Origin of the sequence: Acinetobacter sp. (assembly GCF_045628685.1) — a bacterium.
Lineage (GTDB): Bacteria > Pseudomonadota > Gammaproteobacteria > Pseudomonadales > Moraxellaceae > Acinetobacter.
In genome coordinates, this window is the sequence record NZ_JAZQPV010000023.1 from 30540 (window position 1) to 54978 (window position 24439).

Sequence of the window (24439 nt, forward strand, 5' to 3'; positions counted from 1 at the left end):
AGGATGATTTGCCATTTTTATTAAAGGAACTGAACGGTTTTTTCTGGATATAAAAAACACGCCTCGAAGCGTGTTTTTTAATTTTTCTTAAAGGGCTGTTTTAATCAATGGACATGCAGCTAAATCGGCATAAAGTGCATGTACTTGTTCGAGCTCCAAGAAAAGCAGTTGTGCAGTTAAAGAGTGATATTTTCCAGTACGCGAAGGCTGTACTTTAATGGTAGCAATATCAAAATCTGGAAAATGTTTGAGCAAAATCTCTACAACAGCCCCATGTAATTCATCACCCGCGATACCAATCAGTTTAATTGGGTAATCCATAGGGAAAACCCATAGGTCTTCTTGAAGTTCGCGTGATGGCGTGCGGTCTAACATGGTCATAGTATAGTCCCCTTATATCAAACGCCTGCATTTATGCAGGCGTTATATGTCTTATGAATACTAATGGAGATGCTCGATTATTTTTCAAGCCCCTATCGGTATCATCAAGAATTAGTCATTTTCCAGGAATGAACGTAAGTGTTCAGAACGAGAAGGATGACGTAATTTACGTAATGCTTTGGCTTCAATCTGACGAATACGTTCACGTGTTACATCAAACTGTTTGCCGACTTCTTCCAAGGTATGGTCGGTTGGCATGTCAATACCAAAACGCATTTTCAAGACTTTGGCTTCACGTTCAGTCAAATTCTCAAGGACTTCACGAGTCGCTTCTTTTAAGCCTTCTGAAGTTGCAGCATCAATTGGAGAAGTGATATTGCCATCTTCAATGAAGTCACCAAGATGCGAATCTTCATCATCACCAATCGGCGTTTCCATAGAAATCGGCTCTTTGGCAATTTTGAGTACTTTACGCACTTTAACTTCGTCCATTTCCAGACGTTCGCCCAATTCTTCAGGAGTCGGTTCACGACCCATTTCTTGAAGAAGCTGACGCGATACACGGTTGATCTTGTTAATCGTTTCGATCATATGCACTGGAATACGAATGGTACGCGCTTGGTCGGCAATCGAACGGGTAATCGCCTGACGAATCCACCATGTTGCATAAGTCGAGAATTTATAACCGCGACGGTATTCAAACTTGTCTACGGCTTTCATCAAACCGATGTTACCTTCTTGAATCAAGTCAAGGAATTGCAAGCCACGGTTGGTATACTTTTTCGCAATCGAGATCACAAGACGCAAGTTTGCCTCAACCATTTCTTTTTTCGCACGGCGTGCTTTGGCTTCACCAATCGACATGCGTTTAGAAATGTCTTTAATGCCTTTAACGTCAAGACCGAGTTCTTTCTCGATGTCGGCAATCTTTTGCTGAAATGCAAGTACATCTGGACGTACTTTTTCTAAATAAACTTTTTGCTCAGCAGGTGCTTTGGCAATTTGTTCATCTAACCAAGCTGGATTTGATTCCTGACCTGGGAACGAAGTACGGAAGTGATTGCGGTCCATACGACCACGACGCACTGCGTAACGCATTACTTCACGTTCAGACGTACGAATTTGTTCATGCGTACCACGAATCATTTCTGAAATGATGTCAAATAAACGTGGGGTGAATTTGAACATCATAAACACGGTTGCAAGTGCTTGCTGTGCTTCTTCAGCCTGTTTGCTATCGCGACCATGCTTTTCAATGGCAATTTTGGTTAATTTCCAAGCATCTTCCAGTTCAGTGAAACGAACACGGGCAATTTCTGGATCTGGACCTGACTCAGCTTCAGAATCATCATCACTTTCAGCTTCTTCTTCATCGTCATCATCTAGTTTTACATCTTTAGTCGTTTTAGTCGCAGTTTCAGCTTCTTCCACAACAATTTCAGCTTCTTCTAAAACTTCTGGAATTTCTTCATCAGATTCTGGGTCTAAATAACCAGATAAAATATCAGCAAGACGACGTTCGCCTTCGGCAACATCGTTATATTCTTTTAGTACAACTTCAACCGCATTTGGCCAGTACGCAATAGAGTGAAGGACGTCACGAATGCCTTCTTCAATACGTTTAGCAATGCTAATTTCGCCTTCACGGGTTAAAAGTTCAACCGTTCCCATTTCACGCATGTACATACGTACTGGATCAGTGGTACGACCAGGTTCGCTTTCAACTGAAGCAAGAACAGCTGCTGCTTCTTCTTCAGCGACTTCATCGGTTGCTTCTGCATTGTTACCGTCGAACATGGTGTCATCAGATTCAGGCGCACGTTCATGCACTGGAATGCCGACATCTTGAAGCATTTGAATAATGTCTTCAATCTGTTCGCTTTCCGTAATCGAGTCTGGGAGATGATCGTTAACTTCAGCGTAAGTTAAGTAACCTTGCTCTTTGCCTCGGCTAATCAGAGCCGCTACTTGCGAAGTAGGGGAAGTCATATCGCTCATCTTTGCTTACTCTTCATTGAATCTGTGGCAGTGAAAAACCGTGCATAATAGCACAATTCGCTTAAAATAGTTTTGAATTGATTGCTTAAGGGTCATTTGGAAAGACCACTTTAATTTAACAATTGTTTTCAATATTGGGTTTGAATTTTATTTTTCAAGTCCGTTTAATGGAATCCATTCAAATAGACGGGGTTTCTGGATGTCTTCTGATTAAAATTCTACATGTTAATAAATATACAATTTCAAGGTTATAAAACAAGAGTAAATTGAGTTTGTTATATAAAAAATTAAAAAAACCTTGACAATAGTTCGGAACAAAGATAAATAGCGCCTAGACCCATTCACTTTTTTTCACCATGAGGTAGTTTTAGTGTCTTCTACAGATTTTGAACTAGATGATAGCTTCAGTGAGGATGATGTTAGCTTTGATGAAGCCTCAAGCAAAATTAGTGCTAAAGAGTCTTTGGAAAAACGTCGTCTCATTGATGACCTGCTCGCACAACGTCGTTTGGAGCGTGAACTGAAAGATTTTGATTATGATCTGGATGATGACGACGACTTTGACGATGAAGAAGACTAAATTGTGATTTAGCATAGCCGGCTAAAATGCTATGCTATGCGCAGTTATTTTACTGAACTTGGATTTTAAATGAGTGCTTTAGATTTAGACCTATTGAGCGAATATCTAGATGGCGACCAAAATGAACATGGTCTAGATTTTGCGGCAACTCATGGTTTTTTATGTGCAACTGCTGTCGGACCAGCTTTTGATAAATGGCTCGATGAACTTTTCGATAACAATCAAAAGAAAGTTCCTGCTGAAATGATTGCACAGGTAAAAGCATGGCTAGAAGCAATTCGTCAAAATTTGGCCAATGAAGAAGGAATCGAATTTCCTTTTGAAATTGAAGAAGCTGATGTTGAGTCAAGTTTAGGCGACTGGAGTGTTGGTTTCGTCGATGCCATGTTCTTAAACGAAGATGCGTGGTTTACACCTGAACATGAAGAACAGTTGGTAGATCTAACTTTACCAATGATGGTATTCAGTGGTGTAGATGACGAAGACCCACAAATGGAATCTTTCCGTCGCAATGGTCAGCTTATGGACGAAATTGCTGAAGAAATTCCAGAAAACTTAAATGAAATTTATTTGATGTATCACACACCAAACTAATTCAGATAGGTTTTAAAAAAGCACCTCAAAAGGTGCTTTTTTTATGTGCAGATTTTTTCATTTCATGCTAAATAGAGGAGTTGGTCATGAAAATTTATTTAAAGTATATCGGGCATAGCCATTATAGGCGATATGAAAGATCAGCCCATGTATAGCAATGGCGACCGCCACTAGAAGTGAATTGGCAGCTCTGCCAGCATAGCCTATGTTTATCAGTATATCCGCAGCAGCATGCGGGTGCATAAAAATCAGTATAAACACCACAACAAAGCCCATGCTCATGGCGATGACTGTAGATCCCCAGACGAGTTTATTTTTTTCTTTGTTGTTGGGTAGGCGCTGTTCTTTTTTGACAAAATGTCGGGCACTCAGAAAGGCAGAAGCAATCAGGCCGGGTAGCAGGGTAATGATCCCAAGCTTTAAACCATAAATCAATATACTGACTAGTAGAATCAAGGTAATACTATAAACGGCAGCAAAATATTTAAGATAATGCGACATCGTCTCAGTCTCCTGATGAGGACCTGTAATCAGGATGGACGATTTTTACGTTTATGTCTACGGTATAGAATCCAGATAATAATGGCGATTACGAGGATAATAATAAAATTACTGACTTGACTAAAAATATTGTGCATCAAGAACTGATTTTCACCGAAATAAAAACCTATACAAGCTAAGAATGTGGTCCAGATTACTGTGCCTAAACTGCTGTAAAACATGAATTTCCAGAACGGCATATGACTCATCCCGGCAGGAATGCTAATGAGGGAGCGGACTGCTGGAATCATGCGGCCAAAAAAAACAATCCGGTGACCGTATTGCTCAAACCAGACGAGTGATTTTTTGACATCGGGAGATTTGATAAAAAAATATTTGCCATAACGATCGACAAAATGAAAAATACTGTCGTGATTAAACTTGTATCCAATCCAATATAATATAGCGGCAGCGAACAGAGAGCCAATACAACCCGCAATAATCACACCAATAAGGAGGAGTTGGCCTTGTGATGCCGAATAGCCAGCGGATGGCATAATAATTTCAGAAGGAATGGGGGGAAAAATATTGTCGAGGAACATAAGCAGGGCAATACCGAAGTAGCCCAATTGTTCCATAATGGAAATAATCCATTCAGTCAGATTCATGAGTTTATAAAAATAATAATATCTGCGCTATCCTAAAGTTTATTTATTGCAGGGTAAAGTATAGCCGAGTAATCAATTTATTTATTCTTGACTATGTACCAGTGTGTGAATATAGACTTTTCTTAAACTATACGACAGTGCAAAAGGAATCACGCTGAGTACTGCATACTCCAGCAGGTTAGGTTCTAGATGATACGCAATAAAGATGGATAAAATACTCCCGATGACCGCACCTAATATCACAATAAAAAGGTGTGATTTTTGTTCTAAAACCATTTTTATTTCTTCTGGTTTTTGATGGTTTTTTTTACGAACAAGATAAACACGTCTCCCATAATTGACTGAACGGCTAATTGATCTTGGCATAATTTAACTCCTTTTTCACGTTATAAATTTAATTTTTAACCTTAAAAATTAATGAGTTATATGGTTTTTTAGTTTTCATCCCAGATTATCAAATTATGTGAGATTTGATAAGCATTAATGGTGAAACTTGGTAATCTTTTCTTATCTATTGTTTATTCTAGGTAAATAAAAAGCCCTCAGGTGAGAGCTTTTTTATATAACTTTACAAATCAGAGATTACAGACGTTTGCGTTTGGCCGCTGCAATTTGAGACTGACGCATGCGAAAACCGGCTTTCTGTTGTTCTGTGGTTTTTTCGATGCAATATTTGCACGATACGCCATGTTCATAACTTGGAAGTTCAGCTTCTTCAGGCAGTAAAGGCCATCCACATGCATGACACTTAATGTTCTGACCTTCTTCTACACCATGGGTCACTGCAGTACGGCCATCAAATACAAAACATTCGCCTTCCCACAGGCTTTCTTCGACAGGCGTTTCTTCGAGGTATTTTAAAATACCGCCTTTCAGGTGATAGACCTCATTAAAGCCTTCTTGCAGTAATAATGAAGTTGATTTTTCACAACGAATCCCACCAGTACAGAACATCGCAATTTTCTTGTCTTTATGTTGGGCAAGGTTCTGTTTTACGTATTCTGGAAATTCACGGAAAGTTTCTGTTTTAGGGTCAACTGCACCTTTAAATGTCCCGGCCTTATACTCATAGTCATTACGCGTATCTACCAGAATCACGTCATCGCGTGCAATCAGCTCATTCCATTCTTTAGGATCGAGATAGTGACCTACAAGGTCACGTGGTTTGACTTCCACCCCTAAAGTTACAATCTCTTTTTTAAGCTTGATTTTCATTTTACGGAAAGGTTTTTCGTCACTATGAGATTCTTTGTATTCCATAGCGTTAAAGCCTTCATTCAGAAGAAAGGCATGAATTTGATTAACCGCGTCACGATCTCCCGCTACAGTACCATTAATACCTTCACCGGCTACAATTAGAGTTCCACACAAGTTAATGCTGTTGACTAGGTCTAAAAGACGTTGTTGAAGATCGGTAGGATCTTGAACTTCTTTAAATTGATAGAGTGCTGCAACAACCCAACTTGTGGTCGCTTGCTGTTCTACAGGTGCAAGCTGTTCTACAGTAGCGTTCATGGATAACTCCAAATGTATTATGATAGGACAAAATTCAAGGCGCGTATTTTAACGTGAATTGTATGAATAAGCGAGAAAACCATACCTAAAATATGGTTATTAAGCACAAGATGCCAATATAGGCAGTCATTTATCAAATCGATCTTGAGTCAAAAGTGTTTGATAGGTGATTTTATTGATTTCTCAGTTGTGTAGGAGTGTGTTTTGAGTACTGACCATCGAATTGCTTCTTTGACCCCATGTGCAGGGCGTTGTTCTACGGTATTTGGTGATTCAGTATGCCGTGGTTGCCGTCGCTTTAACCATGAAGTGATTCAGTGGAATACTTACACGCCTGAACAGCACACTGTGGTCTGGAAGCGTCTGGATGCGCAACTGGATCAAATTTTAATACCGATGTTGCCGCATGCCAATTTATGTCACGTAGAGGGCTTTGTCTTATCTAAACGGGTTCGTTTACGCGATGATGCCTCCAAAGGGCGCAAGCTTTATCATGCACTTAAAATCTGTGAGAAGAATAAAAATTTAGCCGAAGAAAGCGGTTTGGGTATTCCGGCTAAGCAGGTCAAACCGCTCTGGCAGGAATTTGAACGTCGGGTACTGGCTTTGGCTACAGCAAGTTACGATTTCGCTTTTTTACGTGCCGATGGCATTAGCCATAATTTATTACAACTGATGGAAGAAGATTGAAAACATTATGTTTATTCGAAATTAAAAAAATAAATGTGATTGCTAAAGAGTTAGAAAAGTGAATATCGCAGAATACCGGTTGTATTGCCTAGCTGTCATTATCATGATTGCCACACTTGGACCCATCATGATGCTGGTCGCAAGTGCGGGACTCAAAACGGGTATCGCAAAGCCTTGCAAACGATATTTGCAACCAACTTTGCCTCACTCATTTTAATCACTGTTTCCATTTTGGTCCTGAAAGGTTTTCTGGATATTGCTGAGCAGTGGTTTAACAGCATTAAAATTCTAGGCTGTCTGTATATTGCCTATTTGGGCTTTCAGATTTTAAAAGAAGTATTTTTTTCTAAAGAAGATGAATCATCTTCACAATTAAAATCTAAGTCAATGAATGGTGGTTTTAAACAGGGTTTGGGTCGGTATTTCCAATCCTAAAGATATTCTTTTCTTTGCTGCATTTTTCCAGCAGTTTGTGCAAGTCATCCCCTTATTTGAATATCAGCCTGGGGATTCTAACTTTAAGTTGGATAGTTTTGGACTTTGCCAATTTATCGATTGTTTATTTAAGTTTTAATCGTTTATCTAACGCTAAGCTTTACAATAAATTGCTAGGAGCTTGTGGTGCGGTTCTTATTTTAATTGCTGGATATGGCGTGTATTCCAGCTTGTTCTCAATATTCTGAATAATAAAAAAGCCCTAAAGTAGGGCTTTTATTTTTTAAACTTAAAGATTATGCGCTAAGCGATACTGTGCAATTTCTTCGATGGTAATCACAGTTAAATGATGCGTTTGTGCATAAGATAGAACTTGAATGCCCGAAGCCATGGTGCCGTCAGGATTGGTCAATTCACACAAAACCCCTGCGGGTTTTAAACCGGCCAAGCGTGCTAAATCAATCGTACCTTCAGTATGTCCACGACGGGTAAGTACTCCGCCATTACGGGCGCGTAAAGGAAAGACATGACCCGGGCGGTTTAGGTCACTTGCAACTGCGCCATCTTTAATGGCAGCTTTAATTGTGGTAGTACGGTCTTTGGCTGAAACACCAGTGGTTACCCCTTTTGCAGCTTCGATGGTTACGGTAAACGCAGTTTTAAACTGGCTTGAGTTGTCTGCCACCATTGGTGGAAGTTCTAAATGGTCAGCCAGTTCATCAGTTAAACATAAGCAGACAATACCTGAACCATCACGAATCATACGTGCCATGGTTTCAACATTCAGGGTTTCTGCGGCGACAATTAAATCGGCTTCATTTTCGCGGTCAAAGTCATCCATCACCAAAACCGGTTTGCCTTGGCGGATATCTTCTAAAGCCTTTTGAATACGTTGTTCAGCTGGGGGAAGGGCTGAAAAGAAAATTTCGGGTTGAATCAAACTAGACATTGAAACGCTCTCGTAAAATAAAAATACGGTTGAACATTTCAGGACTGATGCAGAAATGGGGTCGCAGCGATATATCAAATATGAATATCCGTTACGTCGTCTTCTTTCATCCGGACTATACCGTCGGCTTTGGTTTCTCACCAAATCTGCGAGCCAATTTCTGATAAAAATTGACAGGCTCGTGGGCTGATTAAATCTTATCATTTTTGCTAAGTTTAACTTACCACCGGTGGGGAATTTCGCCCCGCCCTGAAGCGATGTGCAATGATTATAAACCTGTTTTTAATCTAGGGCGCAGCTTTCTATTGATCAATCCGTCATATCTATAGTAATTATGTGAATAATAAAGTGAAATAATCAAGCAATAAAAAAGCCCGCAAAGTGCGAGCTTTTAATATCTTTAAATTTAAGCCACTTGAACAGGAATACAGTTCGCAGTGTGATTTACCGTATTGTTTGGATTGGCATAGACAAGACGTGGTTTATGGGCATTGGCTTCAGCTTCAGTGAAATCGCCAAATGTTGCGATAATCATCAGATCGCCAACGTCCGCTTGAAGTGCAGCGCCACCATTGACTGAAATAATGCCTGAGTTTTCTTCACCACGAATTGCATAAGTGGTAAAACGCTTACCATTAGTCACGTTCCACATATGAATTTCTTCATATTCGCGGATACCGGCTAAATCCAATAATACGCCGTCAATTGCACAAGAACCTTCATAATGTAATTCTGCTTGTGTAACGACACAACGGTGAATTTTAGCTTTTAATAAACGAGATAGCATGGCTAGCGTCTCCTTAGTGGGCCTAAGATTTTATCTTATGGTTAAATCAAATCACTTCTTACTGGATCAGTAATCCGCAGAAAACGCATTTTGCTCCGAAAAAAGCAACATGGCAAGCAGGATTTTTCAACAATTTATGGAATGATCAGGTTGGTTTATAAGCATTGATTTGATTCATGGCTTGCTGTATGTCACCGTTTACCAGCAATTTAATGCGGGATAAAGCATGTGCAATGGCATCATCCATTAACTCTTGTTCGCTGCTCGGCGCTTTGCTGAGTACATGTCCGGATACACGTTCTTTTGAACCAGGATGACCAATACCAATACGCAGACGGTGGAAATTGGGACCTGTATGTGGAACGATATCGCGTAAACCATTATGACCACCGTGACCGCCGCCTGTTTTTAGGCGAATTACACCGGGACTCATATCCAGTTCATCATGCGCAATCAGCATCGTTTCTGGAGCAACTTGATAGAATTTTGCGAAGGGCACAACACTTTTGCCAGAAGCATTCATAAAGGTTGTGGGTAAAAGCAGACGAACGTCTTGACCTTCAATATTACCGCGACCGCTGATTCCGTAGAATTTAGGATCGGCTTTGAGGGAAATGCCATAAGCTTCAGCAAGCCGTTCCACGAACCAGAAGCCTGCATTATGGCGGGTTTGGGCGTATTCCTTACCAGGATTGCCCAAACCGACAATTAGCGAAAGTTTTGACACTAATTATACCGTTAACACTTATGCGCGTTTAAAGTCAGCGTGCATAGGAGTGTTTTTAGCTGGGTGACGTTGTAAAGCTTGGATTTTAACGCTTTCAACTTTATCGCCCACTTGAATTTCAATCACTTCTTCAAAGAAAGAATTGTCTTCAAGAAATTTAACAAGTTGACGAAGTTCTAAACTAACAGTTACAGGAGCAGCTTCGCCACCGTAAATGATTGCTGGAACTTTGTTTTCTAGACGAAGGCGGCGGCTCGAACCTTTCCCTTGTACTGATTCGTCACGAGCTACTGCATTTAATACGAAGTTTGCCATGATGACATTTCCTCATTGAGTTTAATTGACTGAACCTTCGACCAGTTCAGTGATAGAAAGCCCTACCATAGGGCAGGGCTTTTAAAATTTAGCGCTGTATTATAGATAACTATCGAACATTGCGCTAATAGATTCTTCGTTGTTAATGCGACGAATTGTTTCAGCAACCATACTGGCGACTGAAACCTGGCGAATCTTACCAAGTTCTAATGCTTCTTGAGAAAGAGGAATGGTATCTGTCACGACAAGTTCGTCGAGTACAGAATTTTTCAAATTCTCAAGCGCTTTACCAGAAAGTACAGGGTGAGTTGCATAGGCAACAACACGGCGAGCACCAAATTGTTTCAGTGCATCAGCAGCTTTACATAAAGTACCAGCAGTATCCACCATGTCATCCACGATTACGCAGTCACGATCTCTCACATCACCAATCAAATGCATCACTTGTGATTCATTTGCTTTTTGACGACGTTTATCAATGATTGCCAGATCGATATCACCCATTTGCTTAGCTACAGCACGTGCACGAACTACACCGCCAACGTCTGGAGAAACAACCATAAGATTATGGTGTTGCTGTTGACGAAGATCAGCAAGTAAAGCAGGAGTACCGTAGATATTGTCTACAGGGATGTCGAAGAAACCTTGAATCTGGTCAGCATGAAGGTCGATCATTACAACGCGGTCAATACCTACAGTTGTCAGCATATCTGCTACAACTTTTGCAGTGATTGGCACACGGCTTGAACGAGGACGACGGTCTTGACGAGCATATCCAAAGTAAGGGATGACAGCAGTAATACGACCTGCGCTTGCACGACGTAAAGCATCGGCCATCACGAGGACTTCCATAAGGTTGTCATTCGTTGGGGCACAAGTAGGCTGTACGAGAAATACGTCTTTACCACGAACATTTTCAGTAATTTCGACAGCAATTTCACCGTCAGAAAAATGACCTACAGATGCTGCACCTAAAGGAATGTGCAGGTGGCTTACGACTTTTTGGGCGAATTGTGGATGTGCAGTTCCACTAAAAACGACAAGATTGGGCATGAAGCACCCTTGGCGGTTGGAATGTTTGAAAATAGATGGCAGGGGTAGCTGGATTCGAACCAACGGATGCCGAGATCAAAACCCGGTGCCTTACCACTTGGCGATACCCCTAATGCGGCAGAACTTTAATAGTTTTGCGGGTCTATGTCAAGGTAAATTAACAAATGAACCTGCAAACTCTGTTCTGTCTTTTTTGAGAAAATGGCAGGGGTAGCTGGATTCGAACCAACGGATGCCGAGATCAAAACCCGGTGCCTTACCACTTGGCGATACCCCTAAATTTGATTACTGTAATTGTGATTTAAACGATGTGTTTAAATGGCAGGGGCGGCTGGATTCGAACCAACGGATGCCGAGATCAAAACCCGGTGCCTTACCACTTGGCGACGCCCCTAATACAGCAATCTACAGATGAGATGAATGGCAGGGGTAGCTGGATTCGAACCAACGGATGCCGAGATCAAAACCCGGTGCCTTACCACTTGGCGATACCCCTATCATATAACCTTGAGATGACGTAATGGTGATTCATTTAAACTATTAACCAAGTAAGCTTTACAAGGTGAATGCGCTAAAATCTCATCAATATTCATATCAGGAGTTACTTCAGTAAAAACACAAGCACCTGTACCTGTAAGTTTTGCAATACCGAACTGGTCTAAATACTGCATCGCTTCATTCACTTCAGGATATAGACTTCTGGCTAAAGGCTCAAAGTTATTTCCAAAGTTAAATGGCGTTAACTGATAGGCGCAAAATTTAGTAGGCTTCGTGTCTCTTGTCAACGTTTTTTGTGAAAAAAGCAGTTGAGTGCTGATAAAACAGTCAGGTTTTAACACAATGTATTGTTTTTGATCTAAGTCTATGAATGTTAAGTGTTCGCCTATGCCTTCAGCCCATGCATTGCGGCCATGTATAAAAATTGGGACATCGGCGCCGAGTTTTACGCCCAGTTCAGCCAGTTGTTCAATACTTAGTCCACATTGCCACAATTGATTTACCACAATCAGGGTGGTGGCAGCATTGGAAGACCCGCCTCCAAGTCCTGCACCCATCGGAATATTTTTCTCAATGCTTATTTTTAGACCACTCGGCTTTATTGCAAACGGTTTTAAAATTTGTGTGGCCTTAAAAATCAGATTTTGTTCCAAATCCACACTATTCAAGCCATCAATTGAAATGGTTAGGTCATCTGTTTGGTTGAATTCCAGCCAGTCATTTAAATCAATCAATTGGAAAATACTTTGCAATTCGTGATAACCATTGTCACGACGGCCGGTGATATGCAAAAAAAGATTGAGCTTGGCGGGAGAGGGAACACGAATCATAGAATTTTTAACTTTTTGAAAATTTAGCGGTTTTGAATGACCATTGTAATACGGTTTTCCTGGCCGGATTCAAGTATCTGTTTTAAAATCAATTTAGTCGGTAATTGCGCTTGATCGTTATAGCTTAAATCAACAGTCCAGCCATCTTCCACAAACTGGATTGGACGATTTTGCCCATCCTTACTGATTTTTGCTTGTGTGGTTGCCGGTTTGGCTTGAACCCAATCTACCAGATGGGTGATCGGTGCTTGCCAGCCAGTGGCACGTTCCAATAATTCTTCGGGGGTTTCAGCCTCAATCAGTCCGGTTTTGGCGCTGTTTAAGGTAACTTGACCTGGAGTGCCTGAAATTTGCGTTTTACCGACACCTAAAATTCCACTTAACTCGATGTCAAATTCATCCTGCTGTTGAACCCAGGTAAAAAATGCACTGCCAGATTGTCCCGGTGTTTTTACCCCGATTTTACCTTGCAGGCTGAAATTATTTGCAGCTTCAGGTAATTGGGAAACGCTCGGAGCTTGAGGCTGGGTATATCGTTGGCAACCTGTCAGGACCAATGTGCTTATGGTAATCAGGATTAAGCTGAATTTTGAAAAAATATGCATAAAGATCATTAACTCTTTTTCAGGTGTGGCGGTAACAATAACGATTTCAGTTGTTCTAATTGCGGATCATTGGGGTATTTTTTTTGTAATTGTTGTAACACTTGATTAAATTTTGTCAGCTCGCCTTGCATATAAATGGCTTTTGCATAGCGTACCCCAATTTTGACACTTTGGCTCATCTCATATGCCTTTTCTAACACTAGGGTAGCGGTTTTAAAGTCATTCTGTAAAAAGGTGATATAACCGAGCGTATCCAAGATTGAAGCTTGTTCCGGGGCAAACTCCAAGGCATGTTCTACATACTGGCGGGCTTCATCCAGTCGTCTATTTTGTAGCGCCAGTGTATAGGCATAGGCGTTCAGATAAGTTGGGCTATTTGGTTCGATTTCCAGTAACTTTTTCAATAACCTATCAAGCTGATCTTGATCCTGATAAGGGTCGAGTAAGAGAACTTCAGAATAGATCAGTTCAGGATCATCCGGGATATTTTTGATGGCTTCATCGAGCAGGCGCATGGCTGCTTTTTTGTTGCCCATACGTTTTAGAATATCGGCCTGAGCCTGGTAAAGGAAACTGGCATGTTGCGGGTAATTGACCCGTTCCTGGGTTAAAAACCGCAGCGCATCACTCAGTTGTTTTTGCTCTGAAAAAATATTAATCATGTTGCGGCGTGAAACCGTGTACAGGCTGCCATCTACTAAACGGTAATAGGCTTTTGCGGTTTCAAAATGTTGTTTTCTCTCAGCATTTACCGCCAAGTAGTAATAGGCTTCATTTTGATACTGGTTGGAATACCGAAGCTCAACCAAGAACTTTTCTGCCTTGTCGTATTCTTCTAAATCGATACTGGTTAAGCCTGCAATGAAAAGGGCTTCTTCCTCATGCGGCCATTTCTTCAAAATATTTTCGAGTTTATCCAGAGCTTCTTTGGATTTATTTATTTTAATCAGGTATTTAATTTCAGCCAAGCGAACTTCTAGATTGGATTTATGTTTACGGCTGGCTTTGTCATACCATTTTAGCGTGGCTTCTTCATTGCCTAAGGCACTGAGTAAATTGGCTTTCATTAGGATGAAGCCAGTGACTTTGGGGCGTTTCTTAAGTGCACGATTAACCGTACTTAGCGCTTGCTCGAGCTGTCCATTTTGTGCTTCCAGGCCTGAAATCAGTACCAAGACAGAAGGGTTGTCCCGTTCTTTACTTTTGCTTAACGCATCCAGCAGAACTTCCCGATCTTCAGGTGCTTCTGGCACAATGCCGACCAGAATTTTTTCCAGATCTGCATCGGGATCAATATTTAAAATTTTGTCTAGCGTTTCGGATGCCAGTTCATACTCATGCGACTTCAGGGCGATGTGTGAAAGGTAAAATAAAGCCGGAACATCTGTAGGTTCCTGAACCACCCAATGCGTTGCAATGTCGAGTGCAGCTTTTAGGTCATTTTGTTCTAGTGCAACATTCAAAGCACGCTGTTTAACTGTGGTCGAACTGCTTTTAATTGCAAGCACAGTGTAGTTATGTAATGCTGTTGGAATGTCGTGATAGGCCAGTGCAAACTCAGCAATCATGCTTTGTTTTATGGCATTATAGTTTGAATTGGCATGATAAATTTCTCCGGATGCTCTAATATGGGCACTCGAAGCCATGCTACCCACAAGTAAGAATGTGGTAGAATATTGCTTAATTGTCGCGCCGTTTATTCGGCTATTTGTTTGACGCAATTTTTCTTGATCCAAGTAATGCTTTTTATGACACCAATATTGCACAATAGCATAAATTTAGCGAAATGATGATCTGATATGTCTTTCTTTGCACTGGGTGTCAACCATCAAACCGCTTCTGTAGAACTGCGTGAACAGATTGCATTTAACTCTGAAAAGTTAAAGCAATTGCTTGCCGAGCAAAGCCAAAACCATGACTTGAATGATATGGTCGTGGTTTCTACATGTAACCGAACTGAAGTTTATGCAATGTCTGAAAATGCAGACATGGTAATGAATTGGCTCGCCCAGTCAAATGGCCTGGATCCTAAACAATTATTAAATCATGTCTATCGCTATGAAAATGCACAGGCTGTGACGCATCTGATGCGGGTTGCCAGTGGCCTTGACTCTTTGATGCTGGGTGAGCCGCAAATTTTGGGACAAGTAAAGTCTGCGCTTTCTATGGCGAAAGATGCTCATACCGTTTCTCCAAATTTAAACCGAATTTTTGAATATGCTTTTTACGCAGCCAAACGCGTCCGCTCAGAAACTGCAGTCGGTAGTCATGCGGTTTCCATGGGGTATGCGGTTGCACAACTTGCGCTTCAAGTCTTTAGCAAGCCTGAAAAACTGACCGTAATGGTGGTTGCAGCTGGTGAAATGAATAGCTTGGTGGCAAAGCATTTAGCCGAAATGGGTGTGGGGAAAGTGCTGATTTGCAATCGAACTCGTGCCCGTGCTGAAGCTCTGGCGCAGGAAATTGCCCATCGTGTAGACGTGGAAATTATCGATTTTTCCGAGTTGGCTGCAAATTTATACCGTGCGGATGTGATTTCAAGTTGTACTGGAAGTTTGCATCAGGTCATCACTTATAGTGATGTTAAAACCGCATTAAAAAAACGTCGTTATCAACAAATGTTATTGGTAGATTTGGCTGTTCCACGTGACATCGATCCTAAAGTTGAATCATTAGATGGCGTGTATTTATATGGCGTTGATGATTTGCAAAGTGTCATTAATGACAATCTAGCCCAACGTCGCCAAGCGGCTGTTGAAGCTGAGGTAATGGTCAATCAGTTGGCCACAGAGTTATTGACCCAGCAAAAAATTAACAAAGCCGGCAGTACCATTCAGGCATATCGTGAACAAGGCGAAGTTCTAAGGCAAGAAGAGTTGGCTCTAGCAATGTCTCGAATTGCGGCGGGTGAAAATATCGAGCAGGTTCTACAGGAATTTTCACATCGCTTAACCCAAAAATTGCTCCATCCAACGTCTATCTTATTGCGTCAAGCGGCCAAAGTGGAAGATCCAAGTTGTTTTGAAAGAATGCGTGATGATTTGAATGAAATTTTTGCCAAGCGCCGTAAAACAAAACAAAACAAATAAGAATTTTGGTTTTTAGCGTTTGATTATTCGTCGATTAAGGTCAGTGATCGTTTTCGATCAATTTCATAAATTCTCTGTTTCAAGTTTCGCATTTCAGCAATGCTGGTAAATTTTTTCGATTTTAATTTTTGCTGTAAGCATTGATATTGCAATTTAATTGAAAAATCTTCAGCCAGTTTATCGGCTTGCTCAGGGGATGAGGTGTAGTCACTAATATTGGTTTGCATTAAAATATGCTGTAAATCATGGTGATAGTTTGCACATGCACCTAAAACATAATATTGCGATAATTCAGGATCCTCCGGTAAATCATCAAAAATCGTATTGAAAATATTTAAAATCTTAAACAGTAATTGATCATGCGGAATTAAGGCGCGTAGCGGTTCAAAATGAATATACAAATAAGGGTGATTCATTAAAATCGCTACCACATATTCTTCTGCATCAATTTTGGTACTAAAGCTTAAAGACGCGTCATTGTTGACTTGTGGTTGCCATTTTCGGCTATAACCGAGCTTTTCACGGAAGTATTGTTGCAGCAAGTAACGGTAAGAACCATGTTTGGGTAACAGTTCGGTGAGCTGTTTTAACTCCCCCATCACCTGACTTTTACCTTCCGGAGATGTGCTGTTATGGTTTTGAGTTAAATGCGCAAATATAAACTCGGACAATAAAGGTGCAGCTTGCAACATCCGTTGAAAGCTTTCTAAGCCTTCACGGCGAATCAGAGAATCTGGATCGTGATCATTCGGTAGTACGAAGAACTTGAGTTCTCGACCGTCATTTAGTAAGGGAAGTGCAATTTCTAAAGTACGACGTGCCGCTTTTTGACCGGCAGCATCGCCGTCAAATGCTACGGTAATACGATTATTTTGCTTAAATAATATACTCAGATGGTCGGTGTTGCTGGCTGTACCCAATGTCGCAACAGCACCGAAAACGCCATATTGCTGTAAGGCAATGACGTCCATATAGCCTTCAACCATCAGCCAGTCTGGGGCTTTTTGCTTGCGGCCTTCATATAGCCCATACAGCAGTTGGTTTTTATGAAAGACTTCAGAGTCAGGTGAATTGATGTATTTGGGTTTGATTTCATCATTTAAAGCACGACCGCCAAAGCCGACCACACGACCTTTCGGATCGCGAATCGGGAAAATCACCCGGTCACGTAGCAGATCAAAATCTCGCCCTTTGTCACTGGTACGGATTAAGCCTAGCTGTCTTAAGCCTTCAACATCATAAGGAAAGGCTTTTTCCAGATGTTGCCAGTCTTCCGGTGCATAGCCTAAACGCCAGTAAGCAATGGTTTCAGTACTTAAGCCACGCTGTTTGAAGTATTGCTGTGCAGTCTGACTATGCGGTAATTGCTGCTCATAATACAGCGCAATATTTTCCAGTAAATCGTATAGGTTACCGTCTTGAGGGGTATCTTCAAATGCTGCTGGAGTTTGCTCAAACGCTGCAAATGGATCATTGCCATAGAATGCATCCTCTTGCATTTGAAATTCTGCAAAAGGGTCGTGATCTATTGCTGATGCTGCTGGAACATTAGAATGTTGTGGTGAATTCGCCGAAGCATTGGGAGTATTGGATTCAGATGTTTTTGCGACAGGCTGAGATTTGGCTGCTTCACGTTTATATTTGATTTTATTTGAATCATGATTGTCTTTGGGTAGCTCTATGCCACTTCGACTCGACAGATCCTTCATCACATCGACGAAATTACGACCGTCAATATCCATTAAAAAGCGAATGGCATTACCGTTGGCCTGGCAACCAAAACAATGGAAGTACTGTTTATCTCGATAAACATGGAACGATGGCGATTTTTCCTGATGAAAAGGGCAGCAACCTGAATAGGTGCGGCCTGTTTTCTTAAGTTTCACGCGCTGACCTATCAGATCGACAATATCTGTGCGATCTAATATTTGATCAATCGTGTGTTGAGGAATAGCCATACGTATGCAATCGGGTTGTGATCTATCTATTAAAAAATGACTGACAAATGCACTGTCAGAATTTAGCCAAGTTAAAAGTGCGTCAGCTGTTAAATGTTAATTTGTATACCTTTTGCACGAAATGATCAATATGATCCGTTAAAATAGCAAAAGGGCAAGTATGATAACTTGCCCTTCATGAAAATGCGACCAATAAGCTCGGCTTATTTGGTTGCTGGTGCTTCTTCTACACTCGGTTCTTCAATGGTTTCCTGCTTCGGTGCAGGAAGACTGCTTTCAATTTTTGGCCGATCTAACAAACCAAAACTTAAACGATTGGTAATGCTGCGTTTTTTTCCATCTTCAGTGCTTTGTTGTTGCTGTGCCTCTGTGGAAGTCTGCGCTTCACGTCCAAACACACCCAAAGTAGCGCGGTTAAGCCAGCTACTTTCACTGCGTGCAGCACGAAGATTTACCGTGCCATCCGCTTTAACAAGGTTTGGATAGTTGAGCTTTAACACTTCAATATATTGCTGTGAGGTTTGCTTATCACCTAATTTGTCGTAACCATAGGCAATCGTGGCTAATGCTTCAGGCACTTGAGGAGTTTGGGGGTGATGTTCCACCACCCATTGTGAGCGCTCAACCGCAGCTAGCCATGCCTTACGTTTGATATTAAAACGCGCAGCATTCATTTCAGATTCAGCCAATTCAGTGTCAATAAACTTCATACGCTGTGCTGCATCAACAGCATAGGTGCTTGATGGGAAGCGACGAATGAAATCGACAAAGTTTTGGTAAGCCACTTTTAAATAGCTGACATCACGATGTGCCTGCTTTAATGAGGTATAACGCAATAGACCATCATAGTTTTGTTCCATATTTGCCACGCCACGAACATAGTAGGCATAGTCCACATTTGGATGTTGTGGATTTAAACGAATAAAACGTTCAGCAAGGGCAATTGCACCTTCATAATCTTTTTGTTGAAATTTAACGTACAACAATTCTAATTGTGCCTGTTGCGCATAATCACCTGTAGGGTAATAAGTATCTAGCGCTTCAAGATGCTTCGCCGCGTCGGTATATTGACCACGTTCAAGGGCTTTTTCAGCTTTTTGAATATAAACTTGCTCGCTAGATTGCGGTCCTGTGTCTACAACATCTTTCTTTGGATTACTGCTACAGCCCGCTATTGCCGACGCAACGCCTAACGATAAAGCAAGCATTGTCATTTTATAACGTGGTAACGACATAAAAATTCCTCTGTGTTAATACGGGCAATGAGCTACAATTGCGCTATTAAACCACTTTTGTCTGAATGAGCAAATGAGTCAAGCACAATCTTCTAATTCTAATTTCCCTGAAACTGATTTCAATTTACTTGAAGATTCTGAGGATGCAGATAACCATACTTCAGACTCAACTGCAACACGTTTATCGTTGCAATTTCAATTGGATGAAAGCTATTTAGGGCAACGTATCGATCAGGTCGCAGCTCTGGTTTGGAACGATTTTTCTCGTGAAAAACTGAAGCAGTGGCTAAAAGATGGCCATTTGTTGGTAAATGGTAACACTGTTAAACCCAAGTATAAATGTGAGGGTGACGAGCTTTTAACGCTTAATGTTGAGCTGGAAGTTCAAACCAAAAGCCTGCCTGAAGATATTCCTTTGAATATTGTCTATGAAGATGACGATATTATTGTCATTAATAAACCGGTAGGCATGGTAGTACATCCGGGTGCGGGCAATAGCTCGGGCACTTTGGTGAATGCCTTGTTGCATCACTATCCTAAATCGGCTGAGTTGACACGTGCGGGCCTCGTGCACCGTATTGATAAAGACACCAGCGGCTTGCTGGTGGTTGCAAAAAATCTGGAATCTCAATTTTCATTAAGTAAGCAATTGGCGAAGAAAAGCGTCTACCGTGTTTATGATCTGGTGGTGTACGGCAAAATTATTGCCGGTGGCACCATTGATGAGCCGATTAAACGTCATCCGGTGGATCGTATTAAGATGGCTATCTTGCCAGGTGGTAAGGATGCGGTAACCCATTACAACGTCAAAGAGCGTTTCCAGCATTTCACCCGTGTTCAAGCGCGTTTGGAAACCGGTCGTACCCATCAAATTCGTGTGCATTTTAGTTATTTAGGCTTTGGTTTGGTCGGCGATCCGGTCTATATGAGCCGTATCCGCGTTCCTGCCGGTGCATCGGACTTACTGAATGACACCTTGCGTGGCTTTAAACGCCAAGCCTTGCATGCCTCAAAACTTGGTCTGGTTCATCCGCGTTCAGGTGAAGAGATGATGTTTGAAGCACCATGGGCAGATGACTTTGCCCAACTGGTTGAAGTGTTACGTAGCGAAAATAAAGCCTACTAAGCTGATTTGCCGTTTGGTATGTATCATAAGGAAATAGACATGCAATTTATTCAAGGACTTCCGCAAGGTATATTTGTTGGGCAGACACGAGTGCATCATCAAAAAACTCAACCCTCTGCCCATCCTGAACTTGCAGGATTTAACTTGGCATTGCATGTCTGTGATGATGCAAAGCGTGTACAACAGCATCGTATGGCGTTACTGCAAGAGTTTGCTGAATGGGGTGTCGATAAAGTCACCTGGATGACGCAAACTCACAGTACCATTTGTCATACTATTAATGAAGAAATTCCTTTTCAGGCTCTGGAAGGTGATGGTCTGGTCACCCAGCGTAAAGCGCATGCTTTGATGATGATGACTGCTGATTGTTTACCTGTGGTACTCGGCAATGCAGAGGGCACAGAAATCGCGAACCTACATGCCGGCTGGCGAGGATTGGCGGGTGGCATTGTAGAAAACACTATTGCTACCATGCAAAGCCAGCCGACTTGGGCATGGTTGGGCGCTGCGATTAGCCAACCTTGTTTTGAAATTGGTCAAGAAGTTAAATTCGCTTTTTGTTCAAAATATCCTGAACTCGAAAGTGCTTTTAAACACAGTGAACAAGCCACCAAGTTTTATGCCGATTTATATGCTATAGCTCATTTTATTTTGCAGCAACAGGGTGTTGAGCTTGTGCTGGGTGGTGATCAGTGTAGTTACCAGCAAGAGGAAGAATATTTTTCCTATCGCCGTGAAGCAAAGACAGGACGCATGGCCACATTCGTGTTTATGGCTTGAAACTGTTAAACTTGATTAAAATTTACTGCTTTTATTGATATGTCTTTATCTTCGAAATCTCTTGCCATCGTTTATCACAGCCCCTATGGACATACTGCAAAAGTTGCCTCTTTTATTGCCCAAGGTGCCAAGCAAACAGGTATTCATGTGCATTGCATGAACATTGAACACGTCGATTGGGATGTACTGGATCAAGCTGATGCGATTGTTTTCGGTTGCCCAACTTATATGGGGAGTCTAACTGCTGCTTTGAAGTTGTTTATGGAGCAGTCTTCCAAACGCTGGTTGGCACGCACATGGCAAGGCAAAATTGCAGCCGGTTTCACCAATGGTGGTGGATTGAGCGGTGATAAGTTAGCAGTATTGCAACAGATTAATTTGTTTGCCATGCAGCATGGCATGTTGTGGACAGGCTTGCCGATGATGCCCACAGGGCGTGGTGTGCAGGATTTGAACCGGATGTCGAGCTTTTTAGGCCTTATGACCCAGTCGGATAATGCGCCGGTTGAAATAACTCCGCCGCAAGGTGACTTGGATACAGCTATCTGGTTTGGTGAATATATTGGCCTGTTGTTAAGCAGACTCAAATAAGCACAGATTGATATGAATATTAAAAAACCTCCAGATGGAGGTTTTTTACTTTATCGAAAGAAACTTAATTTCTAGAAAAATTATTTATGGAAAATACGTGCCTTATCGCGTTGCCAGTCACGGTCTTTTTCAGTGGCACGCTTGTCGTGAAGCTGTTTACCTTTCACTAAAGCAATTTCAAGCTTGGCCTTGGGTCCTTTCCAGTAACAAGCCAGTGGAACACATGAATAACCTTTCTGGTTAATCGCACCCATCAGCTTTTCAATTTCACGTTTGTTTAACAAAAGTTTACGTGTACGCGTGGCTTCAGGGACCACATGTGTCGATGCGCTCAGCAAAGGCTGAACCTGTGCACCAAACAAGAAAGCTTCACCATTTTTAAAGGTAATATAGCTTTCTACGATGGTCATACGACCTGCGCGCATTGATTTGACTTCCCAGCCTTGTAATGAAAGACCAGCTTCAAACTTCTCTTCAATAAAATAATCGTGGCGGGCACGTTTGTTGAGTGCAATAGTTCCACCGTTATTTTTTTTAACTACAATACTTGCTTTCGCCATAATCTGATACTTCCAATCTTACTGCTATTGTACCGCAACTCGAACCAAGATGAAGTTTTTTAAATTTATGAGGATTATTCACTAAAAAATCAAGTTTTTGTTAAAATAAGCATCTACACACTAAACTAGAGTACAAATGGATGTCTAAAACTCGCGTTATTTATCCGGGCACATTCGATCCTATCACCAATGGTCATATCGATTTGGTGTCACGTGCAGCGAAAATGTTTGATGAAGTGGTGGTTGCTATTGCCATTGGTCATCATAAGAATCCAGTCTTTAGTTTAGAAGAGCGAGTAGATTTAGCCCAAAATTCTTTAAGTCACTTGTCTAATGTAGAGTTTGTCGGCTTTGATGGTCTGTTGGTTAATTTTTTCCGTGAACAAAAAGCCACAGCAGTATTGCGTGGTTTACGTGCAGTATCTGACTTTGAGTACGAATTTCAATTGGCCAATATGAATCGTCGACTTGATTCAAATTTTGAAGCGGTGTTTTTAACCCCTTCAGAGCAATATTCTTTTATTTCATCTACGTTGGTACGTGAAATAGCGCGTTTAAATGGTGATGTTAACCAGTTTGTACCGCAAGCAGTGGTTGAAGCCTTTAAACGGAAACAGCAGCAAGGTTGGTAGCGTGTCTTTATATATTACAGATGAATGCATCAATTGTGATGTATGTGAGCCAGTGTGTCCGAATGAGGCCATTTTCATGGGTGAAATCATATATGAAATTCACCCGGATTTATGTACCGAATGTGTCGGGCATTTTGATGAGCCGCAGTGTCAATTATTCTGTCCAGTCGATTGCATTCCGCATGACCCACAGCATGTAGAGTCACAAGATCAATTGATGGATAAATATAAAAAACTGATTGCTCAAAAAAGCACAAGCAATTAGTGCTGAAGTTTGATAAGATGCGCCCCGAAGTGAGCTAGACGATCGCTGCTGTGTAGATCTTTGTGATTGAAACAGGGGAGGAAAGTCCGGGCTTCATAGGGCAGGGTGCCAGGTAACGCCTGGGCGGTGAAAGCCGACGGCAAGTGCAGCAGAGAGTAGACCGCCATCTTTGCAATTTTCCTTCGGGAAGACCAAGAGAGATGGTAAGGGTGAAAGGGTGCGGTAAGAGCGCACCGCGTGTCTGGTAACAGTTCACGGCAAGGTAAACCCCACCAGAAGCAAGACCAAATAGGAATCCTGAGGCACGGCCCGTGCTGGATTCGGGTAGGTCGCTTGAGCGTACGAGTGATTGTGCGCCTAGAGGAATGATCGTTCACGACAGAACCCGGCTTATCGGCTCACTTCACCAAATATTTTACAATTATTGTGTGATATTTCTTGACATGGAGTATGTTGAAATAGATAATACGCGCACAGTTTTGGCTATGTAGCTCAGTTGGTTAGAGCACCGCACTCATAATGCGGGGGTCACAGGTTCAAGTCCCGTCATAGCCACCATTTTCATAGGTCACGCTTCTATAAGCGTGACCTTTTTTTATATTTAAAAATTTAGCTTTAAAATTATTTATTCACAGTGAATAGCGCTTGCTGCCAATTTAATTTGTGGAATTTCTTGAGCGTATTTTTCTAAAATAGTGTCTTTCTTCTCTTGACCGAACACCACTACTTGTAATTGATTAATTTTATTTTCCGTTAAACGCTGATGTGCGCAATGCAATGCAATCTGGTTTTGTTTGGCAATCGCCAATTTTTGATCTTCTGGAATTTCTTCAATTCGATACAATTTTTGCTGTGCTTTACTGAGTTGTGCCAGGCTGCGTTTTTGTTGCATGCTCAGTAGCTGTTGATTGTTGATCCAGCGTGCCACATCACGACGTACGCCATTGTAGTCTACAAACTGTAATAGCCCCCAATTAAAACGGACACTTCTCAATTAAGACCTAGTCATAGCACTAGGGTTAAGGAGTGTTCTATGGAACGTATTGAAGTTATTACATCAGTTCAACGTCGTCGACGTTATTCAGGTCAGGAAAAAGC

At 41.5% G+C, this 24439-nt stretch carries 27 protein-coding genes, 5 tRNA genes, 1 other RNA gene, 1 pseudogene and 1 riboswitch; of the genes and pseudogenes, 12 read left to right on the plus strand and 22 right to left on the minus strand.

From position 1 onward, the window contains the following. Window positions 1-87 precede the first annotated feature (87 nt). Together ACKI4H_RS03510 and rpoD are read right to left on the minus strand one after the other, a co-directional pair. On the minus strand, window positions 88-375 hold the full coding sequence (locus ACKI4H_RS03510) for a YbeD family protein (RefSeq protein ID WP_407303944.1): 288 nt from the start codon (window positions 373-375) through the stop codon (window positions 88-90). A gap of 117 nt (window positions 376-492) precedes the next feature. Next, entirely contained in the window at window positions 493-2379 is a 1887-nt protein-coding gene (rpoD, locus tag ACKI4H_RS03515; RefSeq protein WP_407303918.1) for an RNA polymerase sigma factor RpoD, read from the minus strand. 370 nt (window positions 2380-2749) lie between these two features. Between rpoD and ACKI4H_RS03520 the strand changes: the two genes are divergently transcribed. Further along, a complete protein-coding gene (locus ACKI4H_RS03520; protein WP_067863182.1) occupies window positions 2750-2959 on the plus strand; it encodes a PA3496 family putative envelope integrity protein in 210 nt (69 codons plus the stop codon). 69 nt (window positions 2960-3028) lie between these two features. Further along, window positions 3029-3553 carry a YecA family protein gene (locus ACKI4H_RS03525; RefSeq protein WP_131288841.1) on the plus strand — a complete coding sequence of 175 codons (525 nt, stop codon included), beginning with the start codon at window positions 3029-3031 and terminating at the stop codon, window positions 3551-3553. 84 nt (window positions 3554-3637) lie between these two features. Here ACKI4H_RS03525 and ACKI4H_RS03530 read toward each other — a convergent pair whose 3' ends face one another. The 4 genes from ACKI4H_RS03530 to ACKI4H_RS03545 form a co-directional block, all read right to left on the minus strand. Further along, window positions 3638-4054, minus strand: a complete 417-nt coding sequence (locus tag ACKI4H_RS03530; RefSeq protein WP_407303920.1) for an ABZJ_00895 family protein — start codon at window positions 4052-4054, stop codon at window positions 3638-3640. A gap of 29 nt (window positions 4055-4083) precedes the next feature. Next, window positions 4084-4701, minus strand: a complete 618-nt coding sequence (locus tag ACKI4H_RS03535) for a DedA family protein (protein WP_407303922.1) — start codon at window positions 4699-4701, stop codon at window positions 4084-4086. Window positions 4702-4782: 81 nt separating this feature from the next. Next, complete coding sequence (locus ACKI4H_RS03540) at window positions 4783-5067, minus strand: FUSC family protein (RefSeq protein ID WP_407303923.1); 285 nt, start codon at window positions 5065-5067, stop codon at window positions 4783-4785. A gap of 216 nt (window positions 5068-5283) precedes the next feature. Beyond that, on the minus strand, window positions 5284-6216 hold the full coding sequence (locus ACKI4H_RS03545; protein ID WP_407303924.1) for a rhodanese-related sulfurtransferase: 933 nt from the start codon (window positions 6214-6216) through the stop codon (window positions 5284-5286). A gap of 204 nt (window positions 6217-6420) precedes the next feature. Between ACKI4H_RS03545 and ACKI4H_RS03550 the strand changes: the two genes are divergently transcribed. Continuing rightward, window positions 6421-6906, plus strand: coding sequence for a DUF1289 domain-containing protein (locus ACKI4H_RS03550; protein ID WP_407303925.1), 486 nt, complete (start codon window positions 6421-6423; stop codon window positions 6904-6906). A 58-nt stretch (window positions 6907-6964) separates the two neighbouring features. Beyond that, window positions 6965-7589, plus strand: a pseudogene (locus ACKI4H_RS03555) (LysE family translocator). A 41-nt stretch (window positions 7590-7630) separates the two neighbouring features. On the opposite strand, the gene ribB reads toward ACKI4H_RS03555, so the two are convergent. The 12 genes from ribB to ACKI4H_RS03615 all read right to left on the minus strand — a co-directional run bounded on the left by ribB (window position 7631) and on the right by ACKI4H_RS03615 (window position 14826). Next, window positions 7631-8290, minus strand: a complete 660-nt coding sequence (gene ribB / locus ACKI4H_RS03560; protein ID WP_407303927.1) for a 3,4-dihydroxy-2-butanone-4-phosphate synthase — start codon at window positions 8288-8290, stop codon at window positions 7631-7633. Between the two features lie 94 nt (window positions 8291-8384). Next, window positions 8385-8550, minus strand: a riboswitch (FMN riboswitch). A 146-nt stretch (window positions 8551-8696) separates the two neighbouring features. Further along, window positions 8697-9077 (minus strand): aspartate 1-decarboxylase, encoded by a 381-nt coding sequence (gene panD, locus ACKI4H_RS03565; RefSeq protein WP_067723997.1) that lies wholly within the window; start codon window positions 9075-9077, stop codon window positions 8697-8699. Between the two features lie 145 nt (window positions 9078-9222). After that, entirely contained in the window at window positions 9223-9804 is a 582-nt protein-coding gene (pth, locus tag ACKI4H_RS03570; protein WP_407303928.1) for an aminoacyl-tRNA hydrolase, read from the minus strand. 18 nt (window positions 9805-9822) lie between these two features. Further along, window positions 9823-10119: a 50S ribosomal protein L25 gene (gene rplY, locus ACKI4H_RS03575; RefSeq protein ID WP_131266865.1), complete on the minus strand. Its 297-nt coding sequence runs from the start codon at window positions 10117-10119 to the stop codon at window positions 9823-9825. A gap of 99 nt (window positions 10120-10218) precedes the next feature. Next, window positions 10219-11172 carry a ribose-phosphate pyrophosphokinase gene (locus ACKI4H_RS03580; protein WP_131383054.1) on the minus strand — a complete coding sequence of 318 codons (954 nt, stop codon included), beginning with the start codon at window positions 11170-11172 and terminating at the stop codon, window positions 10219-10221. A gap of 36 nt (window positions 11173-11208) precedes the next feature. After that, a tRNA-Gln gene (locus ACKI4H_RS03585) sits at window positions 11209-11283 on the minus strand. A gap of 91 nt (window positions 11284-11374) precedes the next feature. Next, window positions 11375-11449, minus strand: a tRNA-Gln gene (locus ACKI4H_RS03590). A gap of 42 nt (window positions 11450-11491) precedes the next feature. After that, window positions 11492-11566 (minus strand) — tRNA-Gln (locus ACKI4H_RS03595). Between the two features lie 27 nt (window positions 11567-11593). After that, window positions 11594-11668, minus strand: a tRNA-Gln gene (locus tag ACKI4H_RS03600). A gap of 1 nt (window position 11669) precedes the next feature. Beyond that, on the minus strand, window positions 11670-12500 hold the full coding sequence (gene ispE, locus ACKI4H_RS03605) for a 4-(cytidine 5'-diphospho)-2-C-methyl-D-erythritol kinase (protein WP_407303929.1): 831 nt from the start codon (window positions 12498-12500) through the stop codon (window positions 11670-11672). Window positions 12501-12523: 23 nt separating this feature from the next. After that, on the minus strand, window positions 12524-13105 hold the full coding sequence (gene lolB, locus ACKI4H_RS03610; RefSeq protein ID WP_407303930.1) for a lipoprotein insertase outer membrane protein LolB: 582 nt from the start codon (window positions 13103-13105) through the stop codon (window positions 12524-12526). 8 nt (window positions 13106-13113) lie between these two features. After that, window positions 13114-14826 carry a hypothetical protein gene (locus ACKI4H_RS03615; protein WP_407303931.1) on the minus strand — a complete coding sequence of 571 codons (1713 nt, stop codon included), beginning with the start codon at window positions 14824-14826 and terminating at the stop codon, window positions 13114-13116. A 78-nt stretch (window positions 14827-14904) separates the two neighbouring features. Between ACKI4H_RS03615 and hemA the strand changes: the two genes are divergently transcribed. Continuing rightward, window positions 14905-16194 carry a glutamyl-tRNA reductase gene (hemA, locus tag ACKI4H_RS03620; protein WP_407303932.1) on the plus strand — a complete coding sequence of 430 codons (1290 nt, stop codon included), beginning with the start codon at window positions 14905-14907 and terminating at the stop codon, window positions 16192-16194. 23 nt (window positions 16195-16217) lie between these two features. Here hemA and ACKI4H_RS03625 read toward each other — a convergent pair whose 3' ends face one another. Then, window positions 16218-18152 (minus strand): DNA primase, encoded by a 1935-nt coding sequence (locus ACKI4H_RS03625; RefSeq protein WP_407303933.1) that lies wholly within the window; start codon window positions 18150-18152, stop codon window positions 16218-16220. 203 nt (window positions 18153-18355) lie between these two features. Further along, complete coding sequence (locus tag ACKI4H_RS03630) at window positions 18356-19387, minus strand: outer membrane protein assembly factor BamD (RefSeq protein ID WP_407303935.1); 1032 nt, start codon at window positions 19385-19387, stop codon at window positions 18356-18358. Window positions 19388-19460: 73 nt separating this feature from the next. Between ACKI4H_RS03630 and rluD the strand changes: the two genes are divergently transcribed. The 3 genes from rluD to ACKI4H_RS03645 are packed head-to-tail and all read left to right on the plus strand — an operon-like array spanning window position 19461 to window position 21884. After that, complete coding sequence (gene rluD / locus ACKI4H_RS03635) at window positions 19461-20513, plus strand: 23S rRNA pseudouridine(1911/1915/1917) synthase RluD (protein WP_407303937.1); 1053 nt, start codon at window positions 19461-19463, stop codon at window positions 20511-20513. A 39-nt stretch (window positions 20514-20552) separates the two neighbouring features. Beyond that, window positions 20553-21293 carry a peptidoglycan editing factor PgeF gene (gene pgeF / locus ACKI4H_RS03640; RefSeq protein ID WP_407303938.1) on the plus strand — a complete coding sequence of 247 codons (741 nt, stop codon included), beginning with the start codon at window positions 20553-20555 and terminating at the stop codon, window positions 21291-21293. 39 nt (window positions 21294-21332) lie between these two features. Beyond that, on the plus strand, window positions 21333-21884 hold the full coding sequence (locus ACKI4H_RS03645; protein WP_407303939.1) for a flavodoxin family protein: 552 nt from the start codon (window positions 21333-21335) through the stop codon (window positions 21882-21884). Between the two features lie 80 nt (window positions 21885-21964). Here ACKI4H_RS03645 and smpB read toward each other — a convergent pair whose 3' ends face one another. Further along, on the minus strand, window positions 21965-22444 hold the full coding sequence (gene smpB / locus ACKI4H_RS03650; protein ID WP_131383044.1) for an SsrA-binding protein SmpB: 480 nt from the start codon (window positions 22442-22444) through the stop codon (window positions 21965-21967). Window positions 22445-22584: 140 nt separating this feature from the next. Between smpB and coaD the strand changes: the two genes are divergently transcribed. From coaD to ACKI4H_RS03670, 4 genes are all read left to right on the plus strand, one after another. Beyond that, window positions 22585-23076: a pantetheine-phosphate adenylyltransferase gene (coaD, locus tag ACKI4H_RS03655; protein WP_131383043.1), complete on the plus strand. Its 492-nt coding sequence runs from the start codon at window positions 22585-22587 to the stop codon at window positions 23074-23076. Between the two features lies 1 nt (window position 23077). Next, window positions 23078-23341 carry a YfhL family 4Fe-4S dicluster ferredoxin gene (locus tag ACKI4H_RS03660; protein ID WP_407303940.1) on the plus strand — a complete coding sequence of 88 codons (264 nt, stop codon included), beginning with the start codon at window positions 23078-23080 and terminating at the stop codon, window positions 23339-23341. 26 nt (window positions 23342-23367) lie between these two features. Further along, an RNA gene (gene rnpB / locus ACKI4H_RS03665) (RNase P RNA component class A) lies at window positions 23368-23750 on the plus strand. Between the two features lie 72 nt (window positions 23751-23822). Further along, a tRNA-Met gene (locus tag ACKI4H_RS03670) sits at window positions 23823-23899 on the plus strand. A 67-nt stretch (window positions 23900-23966) separates the two neighbouring features. Here ACKI4H_RS03670 and ACKI4H_RS03675 read toward each other — a convergent pair. Further along, window positions 23967-24335 carry a hypothetical protein gene (locus tag ACKI4H_RS03675; protein ID WP_407303942.1) on the minus strand — a complete coding sequence of 123 codons (369 nt, stop codon included), beginning with the start codon at window positions 24333-24335 and terminating at the stop codon, window positions 23967-23969. Between the last annotated feature and the right edge of the window lie 104 nt (window positions 24336-24439).

What these genes read in the sequence shown, in the direction of transcription:
- ACKI4H_RS03510 (WP_407303944.1), bottom strand. Translation starts at nt 375, where the DNA reads ATGTTAGACCGCACGCCATCACGCGAACTTCAAGAAGACCTATGGGTT.
- ACKI4H_RS03625 (WP_407303933.1), bottom strand. Translation starts at nt 18,152, where the DNA reads ATGGCTATTCCTCAACACACGATTGATCAAATATTAGATCGCACAGAT.
- ACKI4H_RS03580 (WP_131383054.1), bottom strand. Translation starts at nt 11,172, where the DNA reads ATGCCCAATCTTGTCGTTTTTAGTGGAACTGCACATCCACAATTCGCC.
- pgeF (WP_407303938.1), top strand. Translation starts at nt 20,553, where the DNA reads ATGCAATTTATTCAAGGACTTCCGCAAGGTATATTTGTTGGGCAGACA.
- ACKI4H_RS03645 (WP_407303939.1), top strand. Translation starts at nt 21,333, where the DNA reads ATGTCTTTATCTTCGAAATCTCTTGCCATCGTTTATCACAGCCCCTAT.
- rluD (WP_407303937.1), top strand. Translation starts at nt 19,461, where the DNA reads ATGAGTCAAGCACAATCTTCTAATTCTAATTTCCCTGAAACTGATTTC.
- rplY (WP_131266865.1), bottom strand. Translation starts at nt 10,119, where the DNA reads ATGGCAAACTTCGTATTAAATGCAGTAGCTCGTGACGAATCAGTACAA.
- ribB (WP_407303927.1), bottom strand. Translation starts at nt 8,290, where the DNA reads ATGTCTAGTTTGATTCAACCCGAAATTTTCTTTTCAGCCCTTCCCCCA.
- ACKI4H_RS03545 (WP_407303924.1), bottom strand. Translation starts at nt 6,216, where the DNA reads ATGAACGCTACTGTAGAACAGCTTGCACCTGTAGAACAGCAAGCGACC.
- ACKI4H_RS03630 (WP_407303935.1), bottom strand. Translation starts at nt 19,387, where the DNA reads ATGTCGTTACCACGTTATAAAATGACAATGCTTGCTTTATCGTTAGGC.
- ACKI4H_RS03530 (WP_407303920.1), bottom strand. Translation starts at nt 4,054, where the DNA reads ATGTCGCATTATCTTAAATATTTTGCTGCCGTTTATAGTATTACCTTG.
- lolB (WP_407303930.1), bottom strand. Translation starts at nt 13,105, where the DNA reads ATGCATATTTTTTCAAAATTCAGCTTAATCCTGATTACCATAAGCACA.
- hemA (WP_407303932.1), top strand. Translation starts at nt 14,905, where the DNA reads ATGTCTTTCTTTGCACTGGGTGTCAACCATCAAACCGCTTCTGTAGAA.
- rpoD (WP_407303918.1), bottom strand. Translation starts at nt 2,379, where the DNA reads ATGAGCGATATGACTTCCCCTACTTCGCAAGTAGCGGCTCTGATTAGC.
- panD (WP_067723997.1), bottom strand. Translation starts at nt 9,077, where the DNA reads ATGCTATCTCGTTTATTAAAAGCTAAAATTCACCGTTGTGTCGTTACA.
- smpB (WP_131383044.1), bottom strand. Translation starts at nt 22,444, where the DNA reads ATGGCGAAAGCAAGTATTGTAGTTAAAAAAAATAACGGTGGAACTATT.
- ACKI4H_RS03540 (WP_407303923.1), bottom strand. Translation starts at nt 5,067, where the DNA reads ATGCCAAGATCAATTAGCCGTTCAGTCAATTATGGGAGACGTGTTTAT.
- ACKI4H_RS03535 (WP_407303922.1), bottom strand. Translation starts at nt 4,701, where the DNA reads ATGAATCTGACTGAATGGATTATTTCCATTATGGAACAATTGGGCTAC.
- coaD (WP_131383043.1), top strand. Translation starts at nt 22,585, where the DNA reads ATGTCTAAAACTCGCGTTATTTATCCGGGCACATTCGATCCTATCACC.
- ACKI4H_RS03525 (WP_131288841.1), top strand. Translation starts at nt 3,029, where the DNA reads ATGAGTGCTTTAGATTTAGACCTATTGAGCGAATATCTAGATGGCGAC.
- ispE (WP_407303929.1), bottom strand. Translation starts at nt 12,500, where the DNA reads ATGATTCGTGTTCCCTCTCCCGCCAAGCTCAATCTTTTTTTGCATATC.